Source organism: Metabacillus bambusae, assembly GCF_017497975.1.
Taxonomy (GTDB): Bacteria; Bacillota; Bacilli; order Bacillales; family Bacillaceae; genus Metabacillus; species Metabacillus bambusae.
Genome location: NZ_JAGDEL010000025.1, coordinates 75460 through 93024 on the forward strand (window position 1 = coordinate 75460; position 17565 = coordinate 93024).

Below are 17565 nucleotides of genomic sequence, written 5' to 3' on the forward strand. Positions count from 1 at the left end.
AGGATACATAATGAATTACAATGCAATTAAAGAAGCTGCTAGTTATGTGAAATCGAAATACGAGGATACACCAAAAATTGGTCTTATTTTAGGCTCAGGTTTAGGGGTATTAGCAGATGAAATCGAAAACCCTGTAAAGATTCCATACAATGAAATCCCAAATTTCCCAGTATCAACGGTCGAAGGTCATGCAGGTCAACTTGTAATAGGAACACTTAAGGAAGCAAAAGTAATTGCAATGCAAGGCCGCTTCCATTTTTATGAGGGATATAGCTTAGACAAAGTAACAGCACCAGTTCGAGTGATGAAAGAGCTTGGAGTTGAAACATTAATCGTTACAAATGCAGCTGGGGGGATAAATGAGTCTTTTGAAGCTGGTGATTTAATGTTAATCACCGATCATATAAATAATATGGGGACAAATCCATTGATTGGGCCAAATGACGCTAGTATTGGTGTTCGTTTCCCAGATATGTCAGAGAGCTACAATAGAAAGCTTCGGGATATGGCAAAAAATATTGCTAATGAGCTTAATATTAAGCTTCAAGAAGGAGTATATGTTGGTAATACTGGACCATCTTATGAAACACCTGCAGAAGTTCGCGCCCTTCGTACATTAGGAGGAGACGCAGTCGGTATGTCAACGGTACCAGAGGTCATCATTGCTAGACATGCAGGACTAAATGTATTAGGCATATCTTGTATTTCCAATATGGCTGCTGGTATTTTAGATCAACCTCTATCACATGACGAAGTGATCGAAACAACGGATAAAGTGCGTGTCAACTTTTTAAAATTAGTAAAAAGTATCGTAGAGAAGATCCAATCATCAAAATAAAAATAAAGGTGAGATTATCTATGAGAATGGTTGACTTAATTGAGAAAAAAAGAGATGGTCAAGAATTAACAAAAGAAGAAATCCATCATATCATTAAAGGCTATACATCTGGTGACATTCCAGATTATCAAATGAGTGCCTTTACAATGGCTATTTATTTCCAAGGTATGACAGACAATGAGCGTGCAGAGCTTACAATGGCCATGGTCCATTCCGGTGACACAATCGATTTAAGTGAAATAGAAGGAATTAAAGTGGATAAGCACAGTACAGGTGGAGTTGGTGATACGACAACACTTGTATTAGGCCCTTTAGTAGCTGCAGTCGGTGTTCCCGTGGCAAAAATGTCAGGGCGTGGTTTAGGTCACACAGGCGGTACAATCGATAAACTCGAATCCGTACCTGGCTTTCACGTTGAAATAGAAAACAAACAATTTATTGAGCTAGTTAATAAAAACAAAATCGCTGTAATCGGTCAAAGTGGGAATCTTACTCCAGCCGATAAAAAGCTATATGCACTACGTGATGTCACAGCTACTGTAAATAGCATTCCACTCATTGCCAGCTCCATCATGAGTAAAAAAATTGCAGCTGGTGCTGATGCCATCGTATTAGACGTAAAAACGGGTGCCGGTGCGTTTATGAAGGATCTAGAAGATTCAAAAGAACTTGCCAAAGCAATGGTTGACATCGGAAACTTAGTCGGTAGGAGAACAATGGCTGTTATTTCTGACATGAGCCAGCCATTAGGATACGCAATCGGCAATGCACTAGAAGTAAAAGAAGCAATAGATACCTTAAGTGGAAAAGGACCAAAAGACTTGGAAGAGCTTTGTTTAACACTAGGCAGCTACATGGTCCTCTTAGCTGAAAAAGCAAACACACTAGATGAAGCTCGTTCAATGCTTGTGGAAGTCATGAACAACGGGGAAGCGTTGAAGTCGCTAAAAACATTCCTAGGTGCACAAGGTGGGGATGGATCCGTTGTTGACCAACCAGATAAACTACCTCAAGCAAAGTTTATCGTTGAATTAGAGGCAAAGCAAGAAGGCTACGTCTCTGAAATTATTGCTGACTCAGTTGGAACTGCAGCCATGCTACTCGGAGCAGGACGTGCAACAAAAGAATCGCAAATTGATTTAGCAGTTGGCTTAATATTAAATAAAAAAATTGGTGACTTTGTTAAAAAAGGTGAGTCTCTTGTTACGATTCACAGCAATCAAGAAAATGTAGATGACGTGATGAATAAATTGTATAGTAGCATTTCGATATCTGGTAGTGAGGTAAAAGCACCGAAATTGATTTATGCCACAGTGGAATAGCGTAATTTATCGAATCGACCACAGCCTAATTGGCTGTGGTTTTTAAGTTGTGGCACGTAGTTAATAAAAAGAGAAAAGCAACATCAAGAGGGAAAGGTGCAACAAAATGCAAATAGAAGTAAACTAGTAGAAGATATTGATACTTAAAACTAACAAACCAACAAACAAGATCCTTCACACACCTCTCATCAAGCACAACCTCTATAAGCTTCTTTCATCTTTAAATTTCAAAGTTACAAGTAGCACAAGTGATAAGCGTTATCACATATTAATAGATTAACTATCCATAAAAAATCTTTCCTCCACCCTAGTATAATTTCCCTCCAAATGGAAAAAATGGGTGTATAAAGAATGGAGGGCTTATGAAATGAAACGGATACTTTCATGTTTTACGCTTATAGCAATGCTTATTTCTGTCACACCAGTGGCATTTGCCAAAGAATCTACAACTGTCGAACTTGCAGATAAAGCGAAGTCAGCTGTTTTAATCGAACGAGATACGGGAACGATTTTGTACGATAAAAATAGTGATGAAAAGCTGCCTCCAGCAAGTATGACAAAAATTATGACGATGCTATTAATTATGGAAGCGCTTGAAAATAATCAAATTAAATGGGATGAAAAAGTTCGTACAAGTGAATATGCTGCTTCAATGGGCGGTTCGCAGATTTTCTTAGAGCCCGGAGAAGAAATGACTGTCGAGCAAATGTTAAAAGGTATTGCAATTGGATCCGGAAATGATGCGTCAGTTGCAATGGCTGAAAAAATTGCAGGCTCTACTGAACAGTTTGTAAATATGATGAACAAGAGAGTAGAAGAGCTTGGCTTGAAAAATACTCATTTTAAAAATCCGACAGGTTTGCCTGAGCCTGACCATTATAGCTCAGCTCATGACATGGCTTTAATGGCAAAAGAGTTATTAAAGTATGAAGAAATTACGAAATTCACAGGTAAATATGAGGATTATTTACGCGAAGGAACTGACAAGAAATTCTGGCTAGTTAATACGAATCGTCTTGTTAAGTTTTATCCAGGTGTTGATGGAGTGAAAACTGGGTTTACAAATGAAGCGAAGTATTGCTTAACGGCAACTGCAAAAAAAGATAATATGCGTGTAATTGCAGTTGTTTTTGGAGCAGAGACACCTAAAGACCGTAATGCACAGGTAACGAAAATGCTGGATTATGCATTTAGTCAGTATCAAACACATCCTCTTTTTGAAAAAGATCATGTTTTAACAAGGTTGAAAGTAAGCAAGGGTAGTGAAAAGGAAGCAAATTTAATGACATCTGAGCCAATTTCAGTCCTTACCAAAAAGGGTGAAAATGTAGATGATGTGACTCAAGAGATTGTGATGAAAAAAGATGTGCAGGCACCTATTAAAAAAGGTGATGAGCTAGGGTCACTTCAATTAAAGAAAGATGACAAAATTCTGGCTGAAAGTAAATTAGTTGCTGAAAAAGATATTTCAGAAGCGAGCTGGTGGAAGTTATTTAAACGGGTAATGGGTGATTTTACAAAGTCTAGCTAATGTTGACGAATTATCACTAGTTTTGTCACCATGCAGGAAATTAAAGTTTCAATCAAGAATGACTCTTTATCCAGAAATTAAGGAGGGGTAAAACCTTGAGTCTAGCGATTGAACTTGATGTGAAGGAAGCTGTTTTATGTGTAAGACTTTCAGGTGAGCTTGATCATCATGCAGCTGAAGAATTACGTACAAAAGTTACTGAAACGTTAGCCACGAATCCTATCAAGCATATTATGTTAAATCTTGAAAATTTATCGTTTATGGATAGCTCCGGTTTGGGTGTGATTTTAGGAAGATACAAACAAATTAAAGCTTCAGGTGGAGAGATGGTCGTATGTGCGATTTCTCCTGCTGTAAAACGATTATTTGATATGTCAGGGTTATTTAAAATTATTCGTTTAGAAGAAGATGAGAAAAAAGCACTGCAAACATTGGGGGTGGCATCATGAAAAATGAAATGAACCTCCAATTTTCAGCACTTAGTCAAAATGAATCCTTTGCAAGGGTCACGGTTGCAGCATTTATTGCACAACTAGATCCGACAATGGATGAATTGACTGAAATTAAAACAGTCGTTTCAGAGGCTGTGACAAATGCGATCATTCATGGATATGAAAATGATCCAAATGGTATTGTGTACATTTCAGTTACATTAGAGGATGATGTCATCCATATGACAATTCGCGATGAAGGTATAGGAATTGCCGACATTGAAGAAGCGAGACAACCTCTCTATACAACAAAGCCTGAACTTGAACGATCAGGTATGGGCTTTACAATCATGGAAAATTTTATGGATGAAATTAAGGTAGAGTCGTTAGAAACAAGAGGTACAACAGTTAGGCTGACAAAACACTTATCGAAAAGTAAAGCTTTATGCAATTAAAGGGAGACTTGCTATGGATGTGGAGGTCAAGAACGATAATTCAAAGACACAGTTAAAGGACCATGAAGTCAAGGAGTTAATTCGTCGCAGTCAAGAAGGGGACCAAGAGGCTCGTGATTTAATTATTCAGAAAAATATGCGTCTCGTTTGGTCAGTTGTTCAACGCTTTTTGAACCGTGGCTATGAGCCTGATGATTTATTTCAAATTGGAAGTATTGGTTTACTGAAATCTGTCGATAAATTTGATTTATCTTATGATGTGCGATTTTCAACCTATGCAGTGCCCATGATTATTGGAGAAATCCAACGATTTATCCGAGATGATGGAACAGTAAAGGTTAGTCGATCATTAAAAGAACTAGGCAATAAAATTCGACGTGCTCGTGATGAACTCTCGAAAACGATGGGGAAGGTTCCCACTGTAGCAGAAATCGCAAACTACTTAGACATTTCTCCCGAAGATGTGGTTCTCGCTCAAGAAGCTGTAAGAGCACCTTCATCTATTCATGAGACGGTTTATGAGAATGATGGAGATCCGATTACTTTGCTTGATCAAATAGCTGATAATACGGAAACAAAATGGTTCGATAAAATCGTGTTAAAAGATGCAATTCGTGATCTCGATGAACGAGAAAGACTTATCGTATACTTAAGATATTATAAAGACCAAACACAATCTGAAGTTGCAGATCGGTTAGGAATATCTCAAGTGCAAGTATCACGACTTGAAAAGAAGATCTTACAGCAAATGAAAGATAAAATGAATCAATAGAAAAAAGCTGGCCTTATTGGGTCAGCTTTTTTCGTCGTTTAAATTTTGATGGGAATACACCAATTTTGACGTTTGCTTAATAAATAATTTAAGTAAAATAATGCTGTCCTTCCATGGTAATTATTGGACTTCAGCTTAGGCTTGCATGATTAAAAATCAGCAAATGCATACTACATATACGTACAAAATTAATAAGACGAATTTATGACAGCAAAAAAAAGGGAAATTAACATCATAAGCAATATGGGGCAAAGAATGGGGTAACTAAATATAACCTTACAATACTAAGTTCGTCTATTTTAAGAAATTGATTGGATTTAGCATTGTGTGTCACCATATTCTTTCTTACAAACTAAATCATTAGGAGTGAACCTTGATGGAAAAGACGGTATATATTAGACTTCGTCATCGCATTCAAGTCCATCCTAACGATGTCATTACGATTGATAAAATCGCACTCGTCGTCGGCGATAAGGAGTTGACGGAAAAACTAAGAAAACTATTTATTCACAAAATTAAACCGAGTGATAAAAATATGGTGGTAATAGACGTCATGCACGTTATAAAAGAAATACATAAATTTGACCACCTTATTGATGTCCAGACAATTGGTTCATCACAAACAATCGTTGAAATCGTGTACGAAAAAAAGAAGCTTTCACCAATCTTATTTCTTGCTGTATGGATTCTTCTATTTATCGGTTCAGGACTTGCGATTATGAACTTTCATGAGGATGTAAGTATGCAGCAGGTTCATCAACGTATCCATAAAATCGTAACGGGGAATTCAAATGATCAACCACTCTTACTGCAAATTCCATATTCAATTGGATTAGGTTTAGGAATGGTTTTGTTTTTTAATCACTTATTTAAGAAAAAGATAAATGAGGAACCAAGTCCCCTGGAAGTTGAAATCTTTAATTATCAGCTAGATTTAGACAAATATGTTGCGATGAATGAGAATAAGGAGAACTTGAACAACGTTGATAATGATCGTAAATAGTGTGATCTTAATTATCATTGGCTTGTCTGGGGGACTAGTTGTAGGTACTGGGTTTGTAGCGTTCTTAGCTGTACTTGGGATCATTCCAAGGCTAACTCAACTAACAAAAACAAACCATTTTATCCAGGTATATGAGTGGGCGATTATTCTCGGAACTGTTATTACTGGCTGGATAAGCTTGCGAGATTCTGTACTATTCCAGTCTGAGTATTGGCTTATTCCAATTGGACTCTTTAGTGGGATGTTTATTGGAATGCTAGCAGCAGCCTTAACAGAGGTATTAAATGTTTTTCCGATCTTGGCAAAGCGAATAGGGTTAGGAGATAAAATTGTTATTCTATTAATGGCGATTGTGTTTGGGAAAATTATTGGTTCCCTTTTTCACTGGCTCTATTTCGTAAATCATTAAAGGAGGTAGAAGCATGGCAAACTCTAAAATGAAGGATGACTATAAAAATCAGATTAAAAGCTATCAACCGAAACCACCTTACGTTTTAAATTGCTTAAAAGCATTTCTAATAGGTGGGTTTATTTGTATGGTTGGTCAAGGTATCCAAAATTTTTACATTAATGTATTAAATTTTACTGAAAAGGATGCAGGTAATCCTACTGCAGGAACGTTGATTCTAATCTCAGCCCTTTTAACTGGTTTAGGTGTTTATGATAAACTTGGTCAGTTTGCGGGTGCAGGATCTGCAGTTCCTATTACAGGTTTTGCTAATTCAATGGCAAGTGCAGCAATAGAGCATCGAAGTGAAGGGATTGTACTAGGTGTTGCAACTAATATGTTTAAGCTAGCCGGTAGTGTTATCGTATTTGGGGTTGTAGCAGCTTACATTGTAGGGATTATTCGTTATTTTTATGGACTTGTATTTTAAGGTGAGGTGACACTGATGAAATTAACTGGTAAACAAACCTGGCAATTTGAAAATCCATTATTTGTTCAATCAAGTGGAACCGCTGTTGGTCCTAAGGAAGCAGATGGACCTTTAGGCCAATTATTTGATGTGAAGCATAAAGAGCTTCATTGTGGTGAAGACAATTGGGAGCTTGCCGAAAGACGATTAATGGAGCAAGCAATAGAACAATGTTTAATGAAAGGGAATAAAACGACAGATGAAATTGATCTTTTTTTAGCTGGAGATTTGTTAAATCAAAATGTAACAGCAAATTATGTTGCTAGACATGTAAATATCCCATTTCTTTGCATGTTTGGTGCATGTTCAACCTCTATGGAAACAGTTGCAATTGGATCTGCCCTAATAGATGGTGGCTTTGCTAGTAATGTGCTAGCGGCAACAAGTAGTCATAATGCTACTGCGGAAAGACAATTTCGCTATCCAACCGAATATGGTGGTCAAAAGCCAGATACTGCAACGTTTACTGTAACAGGTTCTGGTGCAGTATTAATTAGCAAAGAGGTCAGTAACATACGAATTACATCAGCTACAATCGGGAAAGTAGCAGATCTTGGTATCAAAGATCCGTTTGATATGGGTTCTGCTATGGCACCTGCTGCAGCTGATACGATTGCACAGCATTTAAAAGATTTAAATAGGACTCCAGATGATTACGACATGTTTTTAACTGGTGATTTGTCTGGAGTGGGTAGTCCGATTGTTAAAGAAATGCTTAAAGATGAAGGCTATGATGTTCACAACAAGCACAATGATTGTGGATTAATCGTATATCGTCCCGATCAAAAAGTATTTGCAGGTGGCAGTGGGTGTGGGTGTTCAGCTGTTGTAACATATAGCCATATATTTAATGAATTAGAAAAAGGAAATTTAAACCGTGTTTTCGTAGTTGCGACTGGAGCATTATTAAGCCCAACAATGATTCAACAAAAAGAATCTATCCCTACTATCGCACACGGCGTTGTTTTTGAAAGAGCTGATGGGAGTGTGAATAGCTAATGGAGTACTTGTTGGCTTTTTTAGTAGGAGGTGCTATTTGTGTAATTGGGCAGCTGCTTTTAGATATTATAAAGTTCACGCCTGCACATGTGATGAGTATTTTCGTCGTATCAGGTGCGATTTTAGATGGATTTGGTCTTTATGATAAGTTAATTGAGTTCGCAGGAGCAGGGGCAACTGTTCCAATCACAAGCTTCGGACATTCATTACTTCATGGAGCAATGGAGCAAGCTCATGAACATGGTTTTATAGGAATTGGCATTGGAATCTTTGAATTAACTTCAGCAGGTATATCAGCAGCGATACTATTCGCTTTTATCATGGCCCTTATTTTTAAACCGAAAGGATAGGATTAAGCATTGACAAAACGAAGGCAGGTAATTTTAGTTACAGATGGGGATGAGTATGCAGCAAGAACAATCGAATATGTTGCAGCTGAAATAGGTGGAAGAGCAATATCTAGAACTCAAGGAAATCCAACAACGTTGAGTGGACCACACATTGTACAGCTTATTCTCGAAGCTAAAAATGATCCTGTTTTTGTTATGTTTGATGATTGTGGATTATTAGGTGAGGGTGCGGGTGAGAATGCCTTGAAATATGTGGCCGGACATCAAGATATTGAGGTACTTGGCGTTATTGCTGTCGCATCAAAGACACATCAAACCGAGTGGGCAAAAGTAGATGTTAGTATTGATCGCTTCGGTGAAATAACAGAATTCGGTGTAGATAAAGGTGGGTTAAAGGACCTTGAGGTTGGGAGGATAAGTGGTGATACCGTATATTGTCTAGACCAGATAGATGTTCCAATTATTGTAGGAATAGGTGACATCGGCAAAATGGCGCGAAAGGACAGTGTGAAAAACGGCTGTCCAATCACAATGAAAGCTGTAGAACTTATTTTAGAAAGGAGCGGCTATCATGACAACAAAAACTGATAAACAGAAAATTTCAGTCAACCTTGCAGAAAATGAACGGTACTTTAAAGAAAATGTAGGATTAAATATTAGTTTTGATTTAGGTATTAGAAAGCTATTTATTTTAGATTACCAAGTCAATCTGTATTTTTTAAACGGACTATGTGATACAGGGTATATTACTGAGATCTTAAAGAATGTCACATCCATTAGTGACAATGAGGTAGATCATACAAAATTCAAGGAAATACTTGAGAATCGAATCGTTAACCAATCAGTTCAAAAAATAAAAACATTAGATGAAGTTGTTGATCAAGTTCTTTCAGGATTAATTGTATTTTTAATGGAAGGCAGTGATTTCGGCTTTGTTGTAGATGTAAGGAGCTATCCTGGACGTCAGCCTGCAGAACCTGATACCGAAAAAATTGTTCGAGGAGCAAGAGATGGCTTTGTTGAAAATATCATTGTAAATACGGGCCTAATTAGACGAAGAATTAGAGACGAGCGTTTAAGATATGAAATGATGAGAATTGGAGAACGATCAAAAACCGATCTATGTCTTGCTTATATAGAAGATGTTGCAGATCCTGGGCTAGTAAAAACAATAAAAAAGGAATTAGAAACAATTAATATAGACGGTATTACAATGGCTGACAAAACGATCGAGGAATTTTTAGTAAGACAGGGATTTAACCCATATCCATTAGTACGTTATACAGAGAGACCAGATGTTGCAGCAAATCATTTATTAGAAGGACATGTCATACTTATTGTTGATACATCACCAAGTGTTATCATTACTCCAACAACAATGTTTCATCATGTTCAACATGCGGAAGAATATCGTCAGGCCCCTGCAGTAGGGACATTTTTACGATGGGTTCGATTTTTAGGCATTATCTCGTCTGTCTTTCTTTTGCCACTGTGGTTTCTATTTGTTTTAGAGCCTTCCTTATTACCGAAGGAAATTGCATTTATTGGACCAACTGAACAAAAGAACATTCCAATCGTTGTCCAAATTTTCCTTGCAGACTTTGGTCTTGAATTCTTAAGAATGGCTGCCATACACACACCAACATCATTATCTACTGCAATGGGTTTAATTGCTGCAGCGCTAATTGGACAAATTGCTATTGATGTTGGTATGTTTGTACCAGAAGTTATTTTATATGTAGCTGTTGCTGGTATCGGAACGTTTGCAACTCCTAGTTATGAGTTAAGTGTTGCTAATAAAATGTCACGTTTGATTTTATTGGTTGCTGTAGCACTATTTAAACTAGAAGGCTTTGTAATAGGCTGTACACTATTTGTTATACTGCTAGCAAGCATTCGCTCACTTAACACTCCATACTTATGGCCCTTTATACCTTTTAATGCAAAAGCCTTGTGGCAAATCATTATTCGTACATCTGTACCGGGTGCAAAACTTAGACCAAGCATTGTTCATCCTCAAAATGTAAAAAAACAATCAAAATAGGGTAAAGCGACATTGAAAGAACCCCTCTTTTATGATATTGTATGTTTAATTTATTAAGGAAGCTTTTGTAACAGACAGTTAATGACCAGCTGGTGTTAACTGTCTTTTTCCTTTTAAGATCAAATAAACGGCTTATTAAAAATGGATGTTGTTTTTTTTCGCACAATAGGGATTGTTAGTAAAAGATCTGTTGGGGACTACTAGTGTTTTTAGTTTGTTTAAAGCGTCATAAAGAACATTGCTTCTTAACTAGCCTAAGATATAGAAAGAGGGGATATTAGTTGTTCTTACATGGTACGAGCAAGATAAATGAAGAAGGACATTTAGAAATAGGCGGAGTCGATACGATAACATTAGCTAAAGAATATGGTACACCTCTTTATATTTATGATGTGGCTTTAATAAGAGAACGTGCTAGTAGCTTTAAGCAGGCCTTTGAAAATATGGGTGTTAGTGCACAAGTGGCTTATGCTAGTAAAGCCTTTTCATCGATTGCAATGTTCCAATTAATTGATGAACTGGGTTTATCGCTGGATGTTGTCTCTGGAGGGGAGCTTTATACGGCAATTTCTTCAGGTTTTCCAGCATCGAGAATCCATTTACATGGAAATAATAAAAGTCGCGCAGAGTTAAAAATGGCTTTAGAACATGGAGTAGGTTGTATCGTTGTAGATAATTTTTATGAAATTTCACTGCTTAAAGAATTATCTAAGGGAAATAGTAAACAAGTACCAGTTCTGTTACGTGTAACTCCAGGTGTTGAAGCACATACACATGATTATATTACAACAGGTCAAGAAGATTCAAAGTTTGGTTTTGGATTATTGAATGGTCAAATCGAACAAGCAATTGAAGCTGTATTGAAATCTGAAGGCATTCATTTATTAGGGATTCATTGTCATATCGGGTCACAAATTTTTGATACGGCTGGATTTGTTCTTGCAGCTGAGAGAGTCTTTGAAAAAATTAAAGCCTGGAAAGAACAATTTTCCTTTACACCAGAGGTTGTTAATTTAGGCGGAGGATTTGGTATTCGTTATACAGAAGAAGATGAGCCTCTACCAGCAACCTATTATGTGGAACAAATTGTTGAAGCTGTAAAAAAACAGGTGAGTGAGATGGGAATAAACATGCCTGAAATCTGGATCGAACCAGGCCGTTCACTAGTTGGAGACGCAGGTACGACGCTTTATACAATAGGCTCACAAAAAACAGTACCAAATATTAGAGAATACGTTGCAGTTGATGGTGGTATGAGTGATAATATCCGTCCTGCACTTTATCAAGCAAAATATGAAGCAGTTCTAGCGAACAGAGTAGCTGAAAAGCATGATAGACCAGTATCAATTGCAGGTAAATGCTGTGAAAGCGGAGATATGTTAATTTGGGATTTACCACTACCAGAGGTTAAACCAGAAGATATTCTAGCTGTTTTCTGTACAGGAGCTTATGGATATTCGATGGCGAATAATTATAACAGAATTCCTCGACCAGCAGTTGTTTTCGTGGAAAATGGAGAATCACAGCTTGTAATTAAAAGAGAAAGCTTTGAAGATTTAATTGCGAATGACCTACCGTTAAAATCAAAGGTATCGCAAAATTAAGAAAAAAGAATTAATGCTTTTATATTATTTGTAACAGTAAGAGGAGCAACGTAAAAACGTTGCTCCTCTTACTGTTACATTCAGATATCAATTATTTCATTGCTGACTGCTCATTATTAGTAAAGATGGAAATAATCGCATTCCATAAGGCAATAAAGAAGTCCTTCACTTGTTGTAAGAAGGTTTGACCTTCCTCAGAATTCAGGAAGTTTGATATTTTATCTTGAGCTTTATCAAGCTGCTGGCCAACTTGATTCCAATCGATATTAATGTCCTTCATCTTATTAAATAGTTCAATTAGACTGTTAATATCTGCTTCTGATAAGGTGATTCCGAGGTCTTTCGCTGCATTTTCGATAAGTGTTCTAAGATCAGCATCTGTTTCAGGAACGCCATTTTTTGCGATTTCGTCTTTGATTTTTGCCATAAGGGCTGAGGCGTTTTCAGCACCAACTTCATCACCAAGCTTTGCTGTTGTGACAAGTTCCTCATTAGCTACTTGCTTAACATCCTCAGGTATCGCTTCATCTGAAGAAATTTCGTAAGCCTTAATTAATCCTGTTAATGCCGCAGTACCTGAAACTTCAAACGGAGCTGTAACATAGATTGATGCATCCTTAACCCCAGCTGTCATAAGTGCATTTAAATACATTTCATCTGTAACCCAGTTAATATTTTTCGTACTTACCTCAAGTCCGGAACCTTCTTTTTCAATTGTTATACTTGTTGAAGAAATAGCTTTTGTCCCTATTGTTGCTTTAGGGATATAATCACCTAAATATTTATGTTCTTCTTGATTAGAAACGGTGATGATTTGATTTTGCTCGGTCGCGTTCATTTCTTTAAGTAGGTCTTGTTTTTGTTGTTCAGTTAAATTTTCCCCAAGTGTAATTATTAGATCACCAACCACTGCATCTGCATGGCTTAGTGATGGAAATGCAAACAGTAATAGAGCAATTAAGCTTAAAACATACTTTTTCAAAGGTAAATCCTCCTTTATTTGTAAAGCAAGTATCTTCAATACCATCTATTATAGTGTTTTTTTTCTAAAGTCAATAGTATTTTGAAGTTTATTCTTTATTTTAGGTTTTATCATTTAAACGAAGAGTAACATTTTTCTAGTCCTATCACAATATCGTATTCGGTAGAATTTTTAAAAATTAATTGTTTTGGGATGTAAGTTTTTGTCAGTATAGTTTATATCTAGCTTTAAGTGCCGCCAGAATGTCAAATGCTTGTCGATGATTAAGACACCTTCCGCGTTTCTTATTTGCTGTTCACTCCTTGATTATAGTAGAATAGAAAAGTATTCATGTCTATTAGACGTATTAAACTTATTGGAGGTTACATACATATGAAAAAAGCACAAATTACAATGGAAAATGGAGATACACTTGGTATCGAATTATTTCCAAATGAAGCACCTGGTACGGTAGCTAACTTTGAAAAACTAGCAAATGAAGGTTTTTACAATGGTTTAACATTTCACCGTGTAATCCCTGGATTTGTTGCACAAGGCGGCTGTCCACAAGGTACTGGTACAGGTGGTCCTGGTTACTCAATTAAGTGTGAAACACAAGGAAACCCACATAAGCATGAAGCTGGTTCTTTATCAATGGCACATGCAGGAAAAGATACTGGTGGAAGCCAATTCTTCATCGTTCATGAGCCACAACCACATTTAAATGGTGTTCATACTGTTTTTGGTAAGGTTAACGAAAATCTTGAAGCAGTATATAAAATTAAGCCAAACGATGTTATGAAGGAAGTAAAAGTGTACGAAGAGTAAGAACAATTTAAAAGCTGCGACTGTTCATTTGAGAATAGTTGCAGCTTTTTTGTTCGGTTTAGGAAATAATAAAATTCTTTTATACAATGGATAGCACTTTGACATCCAGCTCCAACGCCTAGCGACGTATGCACTTCACACTCTTTTCAACATCGAAATGTTAAAAAGCTCTTCGTGTTTTCATTAACTCATACGGAGTGTTCTTTTTTCTACGTCGCTAAACGAGCACCCTGAGCATTTGTTCATTAATTTTTTAATTAAATGTCTTAAAGATTGCATATATCTCATTATACGGATAAAATAAATTTATAACTTCATATTTCGTTTTACATTCTTCGGGGCAGGGTGGAATTCCCTACCGGCGGTGATGAAGCTAATATAGCTACTTAGTCCGTGACCCGTTAATATATATTAACGGTGGATCTAGTGAAACTCTAGGGCCGACAGTTAAAGTCTGGATGGGAGAAGAATTGCGCGATTTTGCGGCGTATTAAAATTTGTTTAAAAATCAATTTTTAATACTCTTATTTGACTTACTCAAATATCAATTTCTCAAATTAAAGCCCTAGTCTATTGACTATGGGCTTTTTTAAAACGATAAAAAAGTATATGTTTTTAGTACTTAGTTTTCGTGACTAGCTCCAGGCGTTATCAGCTTAAGTCAGAAGCAAATCTGTTAAAAGGTTAAAATGTATAACCTTCCAATCGACATATCTTATGCTTATTGACGAAAACTGGCGTCGTGCACTTTTCTCGTGTAAACGTAAATATGGCCATCTTATTATTAAAGGGGAGGTCTATATGTTTATTAATAGCTAATTAATGCAGCAAAGTGAGGGAACTTAATGTTTACAGGAATTGTTGAAGAAATTGGTACGATAACAAGTGTTCAAGGTTCTAAGGATGCAATTGTTTTTACAATAGCAGCAAAAAAAATAATGGGTGATATGTCCTTAGGGGATAGTATTTCCGTTAACGGAGTTTGTTTAACAGTTACAGATTTCAGTCCATCATCTTTTTCTGTTGATGTGATGCCTGAAACTGTTAAAGGCACGTCATTAAACCAATTAAAGCAAGGTTCCAAAGTTAATTTGGAAAGAGCGATGGCTGCTAACGGTCGTTTTGGAGGACATTTTGTTTCAGGGCATGTTGATGGAGTAGCTAAAATTAGTAAAAAACAACGTGTTTCAAATGCTGTTTATTATGAATTACAGGTAGCAGAAGAGTTAACAGATACTCTAATTCATAAAGGTTCGATCACAATTGATGGAATTAGTTTAACGATATTTGGTTTGGAAAAAAATAAAGTTGTTATTTCAATTATTCCTCATACGCTAACAGAGTCAATCCTCGGTACGAAAGCTGTTGGAGACATTGTTAACATTGAATGCGATATGATGGGTAAGTATATAAAGAAATTTATTAATCAACAGGTAAATCCAAAGAACTCTTCATTGAGTAAATCGTTTTTAGCAGATAATGGATTTTATTAAGGCTTTTTTCTAACTAATTGTCGCTTTTAAACTACTTCATGCAATTTCGCGAATACTACTAAAAAATAAGCAATATGTAAGAAAATCAAGAATCATCACGAAAACAACCTTTATTATTGCTATGAAAAGATAAGGAATGAAGGGAGCTTGACAATGTTTCATAAAATAGAAGATGCCATTCATGATCTAAAAGAAGGTAAGGTTGTTATAGTTGTTGATGACGAAGATCGGGAAAATGAAGGGGATTTTGTCTCCTTAGCCGATCGAGTGACACCTGAAGCGATTAATTTTATGATTAAGCATGGAAGAGGGTTAGTTTGCGTTCCTATTACTGAACAACAAGCAAAAAGATTAGAACTAACGCCGATGGTTAATCAAAACACAGATCCACACGGTACAGCCTTCACTGTTAGCGTTGATTATAAAACAAATAAAACGGGAATCAGTGCATTTGAACGTGCAGACACCGTTAAAGCATTACTAGCAGATGATACAAATCCATCCGATTTTAAACGTCCAGGTCATACATTTCCATTAGTGGCTAAGGAAGGTGGAGTACTTCGGAGAGCAGGCCATACTGAAGCAGCTGTGGATTTATCAATTCTTTGCGGTGCAAAGCCTGGTGGTGTTATTTGTGAAATCATTAAAGAAGATGGTACGATGGCGAGAGTACCTGATTTACTAATAATGGCTGAACAGCTAGATTTGAAAATCATTACGATTAAGGATTTAATCCAATACCGTAATCGAAGCGAAAAATTAGTCAAGAGAGAAATAGAAATTGATTTACCGACAGAATATGGATCATTTAGGGCGATAGGATATTCTAACTCATTAGATGATAAAGAACATGTTGCACTTGTTAAAGGTGAAATTGATACAACTGTACCCACATTAGTAAGAGTGCATTCTGAGTGCTTAACAGGTGATGTTTTTAGTTCATATCGATGTGATTGTGGTCCACAATTGCACGCAGCACTTGCACAAATTGAGAAAGAGGGCAAAGGTGTATTATTGTATATGCGCCAAGAAGGCAGGGGCATTGGTTTACTTAATAAAATGAGAGCGTATAAGCTTCAAGAGCAAGGGTATGATACAGTAGCAGCAAATGAAAAGCTAGGCTTTGCTCCTGATCTCCGAGATTATGGAATTGGTGCTCAAATCCTAAAAGACTTAGGAATTGAAAAAATGAACCTATTAACGAATAATCCTAGGAAAATTGCAGGCCTAGAAGGATACGACTTAACGGTTGTTGATCGTGTACCTATTGAAATGCAGGCAAGAGAAGAGAATGAACAATATTTAAGAACAAAGTATGAAAAACTTGGACATTATTTACATTTTTAATACAGACAAATCAGGAGGAATTATAGATGAAAACATTTGAAGGTCATTTAATTGGTAGTGGATTAAAGGTAGCGATCGTTGTTGCTCGTTTCAATGAATTTATTACGTCTAAGCTGTTAGGTGGAGCAGAGGATGGGTTAAGAAGGCACGGTGTTGAAGACGAAAATGTAACCGTAGCTTGGGTTCCTGGTGCTTTTGAATTACCTCTAATAGCAAAAAAACTCGCTGAAACAGGGAATTATGATGCTGTTATTACATTAGGTACAGTTATTCGTGGAGCAACAACCCATTATGATTATGTTTGTAATGAGGCAGCTAAAGGTGTCTCTAAAGCATCTTTATCCACAGGTGTTCCAGTAGTATTTGGTGTTTTAACAACTGAAACGATTGAGCAAGCTGTAGAGAGAGCTGGAACAAAGGCTGGTAACAAAGGCTATGAAGCAGCTGTTACAGCTATTGAAATGTCAAATTTACTTAAAGCCCTACATTAATTTTACAAAAAGTGTTTAAAATCGATAAAAAACTGTTTATAATGTTTTGAGAAGTAATTTTCTTGAAATTCAAACATCAGCAAGATCAAAGGGCATCATGTTTCGTTTTTGTATCTTATATTTTTTATCGACGCTTGACTAATGCTTTCGTTTTTTAGGAAGCTATTTCGTTAATGAGG

General features: G+C 36.5%; 19 protein-coding genes and 1 riboswitch. Of the genes, 18 read left to right on the top strand and 1 reads right to left on the bottom strand.

What is annotated here, in order from left to right; genetic code table 11:
• Positions 1-10 precede the first annotated feature (10 nt).
• From I7822_RS24000 to lysA, 14 genes are all read left to right on the top strand, one after another.
• Positions 11-838 (top strand): purine-nucleoside phosphorylase, encoded by an 828-nt coding sequence (locus I7822_RS24000; protein WP_207981594.1) that lies wholly within the window; start codon positions 11-13, stop codon positions 836-838.
• Between the two features lie 20 nt (positions 839-858).
• On the top strand, positions 859-2160 hold the full coding sequence (locus tag I7822_RS24005; RefSeq protein ID WP_207981595.1) for a pyrimidine-nucleoside phosphorylase: 1302 nt from the start codon (positions 859-861) through the stop codon (positions 2158-2160).
• Between the two features lie 367 nt (positions 2161-2527).
• On the top strand, positions 2528-3691 hold the full coding sequence (locus I7822_RS24010) for a D-alanyl-D-alanine carboxypeptidase family protein (protein ID WP_207981596.1): 1164 nt from the start codon (positions 2528-2530) through the stop codon (positions 3689-3691).
• 95 nt (positions 3692-3786) lie between these two features.
• A complete protein-coding gene (gene spoIIAA / locus I7822_RS24015) occupies positions 3787-4140 on the top strand; it encodes an anti-sigma F factor antagonist (RefSeq protein ID WP_207981597.1) in 354 nt (117 codons plus the stop codon).
• Positions 4137-4577: an anti-sigma F factor gene (spoIIAB, locus tag I7822_RS24020; RefSeq protein ID WP_207981598.1), complete on the top strand. Its 441-nt coding sequence runs from the start codon at positions 4137-4139 to the stop codon at positions 4575-4577. Before spoIIAA ends, spoIIAB begins: the two co-directional genes overlap by 4 nt.
• A 13-nt stretch (positions 4578-4590) precedes the next feature.
• Complete coding sequence (sigF, locus tag I7822_RS24025; protein ID WP_207981599.1) at positions 4591-5349, top strand: RNA polymerase sporulation sigma factor SigF; 759 nt, start codon at positions 4591-4593, stop codon at positions 5347-5349.
• A 376-nt stretch (positions 5350-5725) separates the two neighbouring features.
• A complete protein-coding gene (locus I7822_RS24030; protein ID WP_207981600.1) occupies positions 5726-6352 on the top strand; it encodes a stage V sporulation protein AA in 627 nt (208 codons plus the stop codon).
• Complete coding sequence (locus I7822_RS24035) at positions 6339-6761, top strand: stage V sporulation protein AB (protein WP_207981637.1); 423 nt, start codon at positions 6339-6341, stop codon at positions 6759-6761. The genes I7822_RS24030 and I7822_RS24035 overlap by 14 nt, the downstream gene beginning before the upstream one ends.
• 28 nt (positions 6762-6789) lie before the next feature.
• A complete protein-coding gene (gene spoVAC, locus I7822_RS24040) occupies positions 6790-7230 on the top strand; it encodes a stage V sporulation protein AC (RefSeq protein WP_372442216.1) in 441 nt (146 codons plus the stop codon).
• A gap of 15 nt (positions 7231-7245) precedes the next feature.
• Positions 7246-8268 (top strand): stage V sporulation protein AD, encoded by a 1023-nt coding sequence (gene spoVAD, locus I7822_RS24045; RefSeq protein WP_207981602.1) that lies wholly within the window; start codon positions 7246-7248, stop codon positions 8266-8268.
• Positions 8268-8618, top strand: a complete 351-nt coding sequence (spoVAE, locus tag I7822_RS24050) for a stage V sporulation protein AE (RefSeq protein WP_207981603.1) — start codon at positions 8268-8270, stop codon at positions 8616-8618. Before spoVAD ends, spoVAE begins: the two co-directional genes overlap by 1 nt.
• Positions 8619-8627: 9 nt before the next feature.
• Positions 8628-9206: a stage V sporulation protein SpoVABEA gene (spoVAEA, locus tag I7822_RS24055; RefSeq protein WP_207981604.1), complete on the top strand. Its 579-nt coding sequence runs from the start codon at positions 8628-8630 to the stop codon at positions 9204-9206.
• Positions 9190-10662, top strand: coding sequence for a spore germination protein (locus I7822_RS24060; protein ID WP_207981605.1), 1473 nt, complete (start codon positions 9190-9192; stop codon positions 10660-10662). The genes spoVAEA and I7822_RS24060 overlap by 17 nt, the downstream gene beginning before the upstream one ends.
• 281 nt (positions 10663-10943) lie before the next feature.
• Entirely contained in the window at positions 10944-12266 is a 1323-nt protein-coding gene (lysA, locus tag I7822_RS24065; RefSeq protein WP_207981606.1) for a diaminopimelate decarboxylase, read from the top strand.
• A 91-nt stretch (positions 12267-12357) separates the two neighbouring features.
• Here the strand turns inward: lysA and I7822_RS24070 are convergent, their stop codons facing one another.
• Positions 12358-13248 carry a DUF1002 domain-containing protein gene (locus tag I7822_RS24070; RefSeq protein WP_207981607.1) on the bottom strand — a complete coding sequence of 297 codons (891 nt, stop codon included), beginning with the start codon at positions 13246-13248 and terminating at the stop codon, positions 12358-12360.
• Positions 13249-13620: 372 nt separating this feature from the next.
• Between I7822_RS24070 and I7822_RS24075 the strand changes: the two genes are divergently transcribed.
• The 4 genes from I7822_RS24075 to ribH all read left to right on the top strand — a co-directional run bounded on the left by I7822_RS24075 (position 13621) and on the right by ribH (position 17386).
• Positions 13621-14055 carry a peptidylprolyl isomerase gene (locus I7822_RS24075; protein ID WP_066330089.1) on the top strand — a complete coding sequence of 145 codons (435 nt, stop codon included), beginning with the start codon at positions 13621-13623 and terminating at the stop codon, positions 14053-14055.
• 327 nt (positions 14056-14382) lie between these two features.
• Positions 14383-14529, top strand: a riboswitch (FMN riboswitch).
• 371 nt (positions 14530-14900) lie between these two features.
• On the top strand, positions 14901-15548 hold the full coding sequence (gene ribE / locus I7822_RS24080; protein ID WP_207981608.1) for a riboflavin synthase: 648 nt from the start codon (positions 14901-14903) through the stop codon (positions 15546-15548).
• A 153-nt stretch (positions 15549-15701) separates the two neighbouring features.
• Positions 15702-16895 carry a bifunctional 3,4-dihydroxy-2-butanone-4-phosphate synthase/GTP cyclohydrolase II gene (locus I7822_RS24085; protein WP_207981609.1) on the top strand — a complete coding sequence of 398 codons (1194 nt, stop codon included), beginning with the start codon at positions 15702-15704 and terminating at the stop codon, positions 16893-16895.
• A gap of 26 nt (positions 16896-16921) precedes the next feature.
• Positions 16922-17386 (top strand): 6,7-dimethyl-8-ribityllumazine synthase, encoded by a 465-nt coding sequence (gene ribH, locus I7822_RS24090; RefSeq protein WP_207981610.1) that lies wholly within the window; start codon positions 16922-16924, stop codon positions 17384-17386.
• The last annotated feature ends 179 nt before the right edge of the window (positions 17387-17565 follow it).

Bases quoted from the DNA above. Each gene is read 5' to 3' on its own strand.
- I7822_RS24000 (WP_207981594.1), top strand. From the start codon at position 11: ATGAATTACAATGCAATTAAAGAAGCTGCTAGTTATGTGAAATCGAAA.
- I7822_RS24005 (WP_207981595.1), top strand. From the start codon at position 859: ATGAGAATGGTTGACTTAATTGAGAAAAAAAGAGATGGTCAAGAATTA.
- I7822_RS24010 (WP_207981596.1), top strand. From the start codon at position 2,528: ATGAAACGGATACTTTCATGTTTTACGCTTATAGCAATGCTTATTTCT.
- spoIIAB (WP_207981598.1), top strand. From the start codon at position 4,137: ATGAAAAATGAAATGAACCTCCAATTTTCAGCACTTAGTCAAAATGAA.
- sigF (WP_207981599.1), top strand. From the start codon at position 4,591: ATGGATGTGGAGGTCAAGAACGATAATTCAAAGACACAGTTAAAGGAC.
- I7822_RS24030 (WP_207981600.1), top strand. From the start codon at position 5,726: ATGGAAAAGACGGTATATATTAGACTTCGTCATCGCATTCAAGTCCAT.
- I7822_RS24035 (WP_207981637.1), top strand. From the start codon at position 6,339: ATGATCGTAAATAGTGTGATCTTAATTATCATTGGCTTGTCTGGGGGA.
- spoVAC (WP_372442216.1), top strand. From the start codon at position 6,790: ATGAAGGATGACTATAAAAATCAGATTAAAAGCTATCAACCGAAACCA.
- spoVAD (WP_207981602.1), top strand. From the start codon at position 7,246: ATGAAATTAACTGGTAAACAAACCTGGCAATTTGAAAATCCATTATTT.
- spoVAE (WP_207981603.1), top strand. From the start codon at position 8,268: ATGGAGTACTTGTTGGCTTTTTTAGTAGGAGGTGCTATTTGTGTAATT.
- I7822_RS24060 (WP_207981605.1), top strand. From the start codon at position 9,190: ATGACAACAAAAACTGATAAACAGAAAATTTCAGTCAACCTTGCAGAA.
- I7822_RS24075 (WP_066330089.1), top strand. From the start codon at position 13,621: ATGAAAAAAGCACAAATTACAATGGAAAATGGAGATACACTTGGTATC.
- ribE (WP_207981608.1), top strand. From the start codon at position 14,901: ATGTTTACAGGAATTGTTGAAGAAATTGGTACGATAACAAGTGTTCAA.
- I7822_RS24085 (WP_207981609.1), top strand. From the start codon at position 15,702: ATGTTTCATAAAATAGAAGATGCCATTCATGATCTAAAAGAAGGTAAG.
- ribH (WP_207981610.1), top strand. From the start codon at position 16,922: ATGAAAACATTTGAAGGTCATTTAATTGGTAGTGGATTAAAGGTAGCG.